This is a genomic window from Streptomyces sp. NPDC019396 (assembly GCF_040632375.1).
Lineage (GTDB): Bacteria > Actinomycetota > Actinomycetes > Streptomycetales > Streptomycetaceae > Streptomyces.
In genome coordinates, this window is record NZ_JBEYBS010000021.1 from 127,442 (window position 1) to 134,774 (window position 7,333).

The following is a 7,333-nucleotide window of genomic DNA, read 5'->3' on the forward strand; positions in this document are numbered from 1 at the left end:
GATCACCCCTGACCGCGGGGGGCCCCCCACATGGTGGGGCGGGGCCCCACGGCGTTCAGCGTTCAGCGGGAGCACAGCCGCTGTCAGCCCTTCCAGCAGCGGCGCACCCTGCCGTCGTCCACCTCGAAGTTCAGCCGGCCCGCGAGGTACTCCATGGTGATGATGGCCCCGGGCGGCAGCGATCTGACGGTGGTCCAGCCCTGGCTGCGGGCGCGCCGCTCCGCGGTGTCGGCGTCAAGGCCCACGTAGTCGTCGGGGGCGTCGTGTGGCTCTGCGGGAGGAGTCGGTATCGGTGCCATGGAACCTCACCGTAGGTGGCGGCGAACGGCAACGAAAGTCCCACCGATTCCGGGGATCCGTTGATCCATCAACGTCTCTCGTACCCCAGCGGTCACACTTGTGTCACAGGATCACGACACGCGTTTGGCAGCGAAACCTTCATTCACACCGTCACACAGAGCAATTCACACGGGAATCGATCAGGTCCATATCAAGCACCCGCCAGTTCCCTTCAGCTCTTCTTGCGAGTTCCGTCCGAGCCACGTCCGAGTTTTTTCGGATTTTCACGGAACCGAAATACCTGGATCGCCGCAGAATTCCACCCCGGAACGCCCGTCCCCCCTCGGTCGGAGGAGAGGAATTCATCATTCCTTACGCACTCCCTACTTCCGGACGAACCGGGGCCCGTCACCCGTACGCGTATCACCCGTGTCCCGGTTCGTGTCGCGCCGTCCCGCGTGGCCTTCGTGCCTAGTGTGGCTCCAGCCCGAGACGGAATCCCGAGGGGGCAGCGATGGGGACGGACACCGCGGGGACGGCCCCGGACACTCCCGCCGCCACCGCTCCCCCGCCCGTACGACGACAGCGCCGGGGCCGGGTGGTCGTGGACTGGCTCACCACCACCGACCACAAGAAGATCGGCCACCTCTATCTGATCACGTCGTTCGGCTTCTTCCTGATCGCGGGGCTGCTGGCGATGCTGATGCGGGCCGAGCTCGCCCGGCCCGGGCTCCAGCTGCTGACCAACCAGGAGTTCAACCAGGCATTCACCCTGCACGGCACCATCATGCTGCTGCTCTTCGCGACACCGACCTTCGCGGGCTTCGCCAACGAGCTGGTGCCGCTCCAGATCGGCGCGCCGGATGTGGCCTTCCCCCGGCTGAACATGTTCTCGTACTGGCTGTTCCTCTTCGGCGGTCTGATGGTGCTCGGCTCGCTGGTGGTGCCCACGGGCCCCGCGGCCTTCGGCTGGACCGCCTACGCCCCGCTGAACAGTCTGGAGCGCTCCCCCGGTGTCGGAATCGACCTCTGGATCATGGGGCTCGCACTCTCCGGCTTCGGCACGATCCTCACCTCGGTGAACTTCCTGGCGACGATCATCGGTATGCGGGCGCCGGGGATGACGATGTTCCGGATGCCGGTCTTCACCTGGAACATCCTCTTCACCACGGTCCTGGTCCTGGTGGCTTTCCCGGTGCTGGCGGCGGCACTGCTGGTGCTGGAGTCCGACCGCAGGTTCGGCTCGGTGGTGTTCGAGTCCGAGAACGGCGGAGCGCTGCTGTGGCAGCACCTCTTCTGGTTCTTCGGACATCCCGAGGTCTACATCATCGCCCTGCCGTTCTTCGGCATCATCACGGAGATCATCCCGGTCTTCTCCCGGAAGCCGATCTTCGGGTACGCGACCCTCGTGGGCGCGACGATGGCCATCACGGGGCTGTCCGTGGTGGTCTGGGCGCACCACATGTTCGCCACGGGTGCGGTGCTGCTGCCGTTCTTCTCCCTGCTCTCCTTCCTGATCGCCGTGCCCACCGGGGTGAAGTTCTTCAACTGGAGCGGCACGATGCTCGGGGGTTCGCTGTCGTTCGAGACACCTATGCTGTGGGCGGTGGGCTTCCTGGTGTCGTTCCTGCTGGGCGGGCTGACGGGGGTCATCCTGGCCTCACCGCCGATGGACTTCCACGTCACCGACTCGTACTTCGTCGTCGCCCACTTCCACTACACGGTCTTCGGCACGGTCACCTTCGCCACCTTCGCGGGGTTCTACTTCTGGTGGCCCAAGTTCACCGGCAGGCTGCTGGACGAACGGCTCGGCAAGATCCATTTCTGGACCCTCTTCATCGGCTTCCAGACCACGTTCCTGGTGCAGCACTGGCTGGGCGCCGAGGGGATGCCGCGGCGCTACGCGGACTATCTGGCGGCCGACGGCTTCACCACACTCAACACGGTCTCGACCATCGGGGCGTTCCTGCTCGGCTGCTCCACGCTGCCGTTCCTCTACAACGTCTGGAAGACGGCGAGGTACGCGCCGAAGGTGACGGTCGACGACCCCTGGGGGTTCGGGAGGTCACTGGAGTGGGCGACCTCCTGCCCGCCGCCCCGGCACAACTTCGTGGCGCTTCCCCGGATCCGCTCCGAGGCCCCGGCGTTCGATCTGCACCACCCGGAGTTCGCGGCGCTGCGCCCGGCCGTGCCGGAGTCCCCGCACGACGATGTCAGCCGGGGTCTCCCAGGGCCCGGGACAGCCGGTCCCTGACCGCGCTCATGTGCGCGGTCAGTTCCACCGGCTCGACCACCTCGAAGTCGAAGCCCATCAGCACCACATGGATGACCATCACATCAAGGCTGGCCGCCCCCGTGTGCAGCAGACAGCTGTCCGGGCCCTCCGCTTCCAGCACTCCGTCCGACGGTGAGACGACCTCGGCCGCCCGCTGCACCGGCGCCCGCAGCCTGATCACCGCCTTCGCGGCGTACGCGGCCGTGGACACCCCCTTGGAGACATAGGCCGCCAGGTCATCGGCCGGTGGGGTGCGGGGGGTGAAGCGCGGACCGTGCGGAGGCCTGGGGGTGATCCTGTCCACCCGGAACGTACGCCAGTCGGCCCGTTCCACATCCCATGCGACGAGGTACCAGCGCCGTTCGCTGCACACCAGCCGGTACGGCTCCACCGTGCGGCGGGTCGACCGGCCACCGTGGTCCTCGTACGCGAACCGCAGCCGTTCCCCGTCGCGGCAGACCCCCGCCAGCTCCGACAGGACCGCCGGGTCGATCTGGTTCCGGGGCGCCCGCAGCATGGGAACGGTGAACGCGTTCAGGGCGCTGATCCGCCGTCGCAGCCGGTTCGGCAGCACCTGCTCCAGCTTGGCCAGGGCGCGTACGGAGCTCTCGCCGATGCCCTCGACGCCCTGGCCCGCCGCGGTGCGCAGACCGACCGCGACGGCCACGGCCTCGTCGTCGTCGAGCAGCAGCGGAGGCATCTGGGCGCCGGCGCCCAGCTGATAGCCGCCTCCCGTGCCGGGGCTGGCGTTGACGGGATAGCCGAGCTCGCGCAGGCGGTCGACGTCACGCCGCACGGTGCGTGGGGTGACACCCAGCCGCCGGGCGAGCTCGGACCCCGACCATTCGCGGTGAGCCTGCAACAGGGAGAGCAGACGCAGCAGTCGCGCCGAGGTTTCCAGCATGGGGCGAGTCTGGCAGCTCTTGCGGACAGCTCGAGTCCGCAAGCGCCACCGGGGTCCGTCCCCGCACGGCCGCTACGCGGGAGTCAGCTGAACGCAGAGGTCGTTGGCAGCGGTGTAGCAGGGTGCGGCGCGATATCCCGCGGCCTCGTGCGCCGGATAGACGAAGACGTCCTTGCGGTCCCAAACGTCATCGAGGAGACGGGAGATGCGCACCGCCACGGCGTCCTCGGCCTCCGCTGCGGGGCACAGCCACAGCGTCCACAGCTGCTGCTTGCCGACCGGGGCGGCCGGGCCCTCGACCAGCGCCGAGTACGGCACGGTGAAGCTGAAGCGCTCGCCCTCCCCCGTCGCCGGGAACCGGTGAGCTCTGTCCCCGAGCCGCGCTTCCACGCTCGCCCCCTCGTCGATCCGCGCCCCGTACAGGACGCACTCGACGGCGAAGGCGCCCTGCTCCACGGCGATGTCCCCCGCCTCCGCGTGCGGTTCGCGCACCCAGGAACGCACCGCGAGCCGGCCGTCCGCCGTCGGATGGGGCAGCCGCACGGTGACCCGGCCGGTCTGCGGTACCCGGTCGATCAGTGCCCGGAGGTCACGGATCCCGGCCTCGACGGCGGTGCCGTCGTCCAGGTACGCGTCCCAGTGCCCCTCCGCCAGCTCGACGGTGCCGGGCAGCACCGCGTGCAGCTGGTCGTCTGCCCGGGCGACGAGCGGCAGCCGCACGGTGTCGTCGGGACCGGTGCCCGCGCCGCGCCGCCGTAGCACCAGGGCTTCCCCGTCGGCCGCGCCTCCCGCCCAGGTGAAGGTGACCGCACCCGCGGAGTCGGCGACGCAGTCGGCACGCGGCGCACACCGCTCGCCCCCGGCGGGCGTACTCGTGGACGTGGACGCGGTGGACGCGGACGACGCGGTCATGCCTTCCTCCCCTTCCGGATCATGTCGGCGGCTTTGTAGCGCAGTGCGTAGCCGGCGTCGAGCATGGCGCCCCTCGACCGGTGCACGGTGTCCCGCAGGGCGCCGCGGTGCCGGCCCGCACCGCCTCTCGCTGCGAGTTCGGCGAAGAGCGCCTCATGGCGCTCGGCGATGTGTGCCGGGTCGAAGCGCTCGGCCGCCTCGAGTGCGGCGGCGCCGGTACGCCGCCGCAGGGCGTCGTCGCCGATCAGGCCCAGCAGGGCTTCGGCGACCGCGTCCGCGTCGCCGACCGGGACCAGCCGTCCGTCGACCCCGTCCTCGATGATCTCGCCCGGACCGTGCGGGCAGTCGGTGGAGACCACCGGGAGCCCGCAGCGCATCGCCTCGACGATGGTCATCCCAAAGGACTCGATGCTCGAGGTGACAGCGGCGATCGAGCCCTTGACCCACTCGGGTTCCAGAGGATTGGCGGGCCCCATCAGGTAGACGTGGTTGTGCAGCCCACGCTGCTCGATCAGGGACCGCAGGGCGGCGCGCTCGTTGCCGGTCGCGTCGCCGGTGCCGTAGATCCGCAGCCGCCAGTCGGGCCTGGCGGCGACGACCTTGGCGAAGGCCTTGACCAGCAGGTCGTACCGCTTGACCTTGGTGAGCCGGCCGGCCGCGATCACCCACTTGGCCGCCGGGTCGGCGGGCGCCACATGCGGTGCCGGCACGCTGTTGGGCACCGACGCGATCCGCACTCCCGGCAGCTTCAGACGGGTGCGGTAGGCCCGGGCATCCGCCTCGGTGACCGTGGTGACCGCGTCCAGCAGGGTGTACCGGTGGGCGATCTCGCGGCGCAGCCGGTAGCCATGGCTGTCCAGAGTCAGATGCTCCTGGCCGACCCGGACCGGACCACGGCGGGCCTGGCGGGCGATATGGACGTTCAGCCCGGGGCGGGTACCGACGACCACATCAGCGTCCAGTGACTTCAGATGGGCGGCGATACGCGTGTCGGTGAGGCGGCTGTACTGCTTCCAGCGGCCGTCGCCCCGCGGGAACACCTTCGCGGGCCGGGCGTAGTCGGAATGACCCGCGTCGTTGCCTGGGCTGCCCTTGCGCAGGTCCACGAGCTGACGCATGACGACACCCGAGGGGGCGCCCAGCATGGGTGTCTCCCGATGCCGGAACACGGAGACGATCTCGACGTCATGACGCTCCGCCAGTACCTGGGCGAGGTTGAACGTCGTGCGGATCGTGCCTCCGATGCCGTACGCGTTGTGAAGCAGAAAGGAAATATGCATGCGCTGGTGCGCCCCCGTGTTTCCCCCGGTTCGTGATGGTCGGCAAACGACTCTACTGGGCGCACCGTGCCAATCGGTACGCGCCATGACACAGGTTGACGCCGCGTCGAGAACAGGCGCTCGCATGCCCGGCAGCCCGCCATTGCTGATCTGTCGACTTGGCGATGTGTCGTCATACTCCTGCCCTGCGCGTGACTCCTTCCGCCGCTCACCCGTTGTTCCGTCATGAGCCGGGAACGCCCCGGCTCCCAGCCAGCACCGAGTCCGAGGAGCCACCCGTGCCGCGCATGCTCGACGTCAGCGAGGACGTACGCGCCGAGATCGGCGACGAAGAAGCCGACCGGCTGCTCGCCGGCGAGAACGCCCCGGGCAGCTACGACTGCACCTCCTGCCGCACACCGGGCGATTCGGACCAGGAACGCACCAGCACCGTGCTGTTCGTCGGCGAGGAGACCGCAGTCCTTGCCTTCGCCCACGCCAGCTGTATTCCTTCCCAGGTCGTCCAGGTCTCGGAGGAGCAGCTCAAGGGCGCCGTCCGGTCGATCACCGGTGAAGCCCCGGCGCAGACCGCCGCAGCACCCGTCGCACACGGCTACCCGGCCGCACACCCGGGTCCCGTCGCGCAGTCAACCGCCCCCGAGCCCGCCGTGCTCGGTGTCACCAGCGGGCTCGTGCTGATCGGCGAGGAGCTGCACCCCGCGCTCGTCGTCGAGCCCACGGGGCCGATCGCCCGCCCCGGCATGGTGGGCGGCGGGGACGACTTCCTGCCGCTGCTGATCGAGCAGGGCTTCCTCCCGGTGTCCGCGGTCAACGAGGTGCCGCCGACGCTGCACGGCTGGTCCGTGCTGCTGGCCATGGGCCAGCTGCACGCCGTGCTCCAGCCGGGCAACCCCGGTGGCGGGCAGATCGCCTGGTGGCAGGCCCACCAGCCGCTCCAGGTGACCGACGGCTGGCGGGTCGCGGCCAACAAGTCCCACCGGGTGCTGGTCTTCGCCGCTCCCGTCGGATCCATCGGCCAGCAGCCACGTGAGGACCTGCTGCGCGAAGCCCTGGACAAGGCGGCGGCGAACGGCCGGCTGGTCGCTGCCGCCATGCCGCTGGCGGGCACCTGACCAGGCCGGGGCCCGGGCATGGCCCGGGCCGTCCGGAGACGCCCCCCGTGCACCCCGGCCGAACAGCCATTTCCCAGCACGGGCCGCATCCGACCGGCACGAAGGTCGTTGGCTCATACGTGCAGACATACGACCCCGCCCGAGAGCCCTATCCCAGCCAGTCCCCCGAGGGCACGCCGATCTATGACGCCCTGTACTCCGAGTACCGGCGGTCGTTCCGGGCACTGCCCGGAGACCGGAGCGGCGAGGAGGACTTCGGCTTCAAGGCCTTCGGAACCGGCCAGAGCAGTGGCCACACCGGATTCGGCTCGGGATTCAGCGGGGACCTGAGCGTCTGGCAGGCAGGGGTGCGACGGCGCACCGGGCAGCACCGCGCACCGGCGGCGCTGCCCCCCGCACCCCGAAGAGGGCTGTGAGGCAGGCGAGCTCCCAGAACAGGAAGTGGGGGGGGGGGGGGGGGGGGCCCCCCCCCCCCCCCGCGGGCGCCCCCCCCCCCCCCCGGCGCCGGAATAGTCGGGGGCTGCAGGCGACCCCCCCCCCCCCCAAAAAAAAGGAGAGGCCCCACACAAGG

7 protein-coding genes are annotated in these 7,333 nt (G+C 70.0%); 3 read left to right on the top strand and 4 right to left on the bottom strand.

Features of this window, described 5'->3' with window-relative positions; genetic code table 11:
- Window positions 1-83 precede the first annotated feature (83 nt).
- The gene (locus tag ABZ532_RS23640) at window positions 84-299 is read right to left on the bottom strand and encodes an I78 family peptidase inhibitor (protein ID WP_361287076.1); all 216 of its coding nucleotides are present in this window, start codon (window positions 297-299) and stop codon (window positions 84-86) included.
- A 494-nt stretch (window positions 300-793) separates the two neighbouring features.
- Between ABZ532_RS23640 and ctaD the strand changes: the two genes are divergently transcribed.
- Complete coding sequence (gene ctaD, locus ABZ532_RS23645; RefSeq protein ID WP_361287079.1) at window positions 794-2,533, top strand: cytochrome c oxidase subunit I; 1,740 nt, start codon at window positions 794-796, stop codon at window positions 2,531-2,533.
- On the opposite strand, the gene ABZ532_RS23650 is transcribed toward ctaD, so the two are convergent.
- From ABZ532_RS23650 to ABZ532_RS23660, 3 genes are all read right to left on the bottom strand, one after another.
- On the bottom strand, window positions 2,493-3,458 hold the full coding sequence (locus ABZ532_RS23650; protein ID WP_361287082.1) for a YafY family protein: 966 nt from the start codon (window positions 3,456-3,458) through the stop codon (window positions 2,493-2,495). The genes ctaD and ABZ532_RS23650 overlap by 41 nt on opposite strands.
- A gap of 72 nt (window positions 3,459-3,530) precedes the next feature.
- Window positions 3,531-4,370, bottom strand: coding sequence for a hypothetical protein (locus ABZ532_RS23655; RefSeq protein WP_361287085.1), 840 nt, complete (start codon window positions 4,368-4,370; stop codon window positions 3,531-3,533).
- A complete protein-coding gene (locus tag ABZ532_RS23660) occupies window positions 4,367-5,650 on the bottom strand; it encodes a glycosyltransferase family 4 protein (protein WP_361287088.1) in 1,284 nt (427 codons plus the stop codon). The genes ABZ532_RS23655 and ABZ532_RS23660 overlap by 4 nt, the downstream gene beginning before the upstream one ends.
- Window positions 5,651-5,928: 278 nt before the next feature.
- On the opposite strand from ABZ532_RS23660, the gene ABZ532_RS23665 reads away from it, so the two are divergent.
- Entirely contained in the window at window positions 5,929-6,762 is an 834-nt protein-coding gene (locus ABZ532_RS23665) for a hypothetical protein (protein WP_361287091.1), read from the top strand.
- 119 nt (window positions 6,763-6,881) lie between these two features.
- Window positions 6,882-7,178, top strand: a complete 297-nt coding sequence (locus tag ABZ532_RS23670) for a hypothetical protein (protein WP_361287094.1) — start codon at window positions 6,882-6,884, stop codon at window positions 7,176-7,178.
- The last annotated feature ends 155 nt before the right edge of the window (window positions 7,179-7,333 follow it).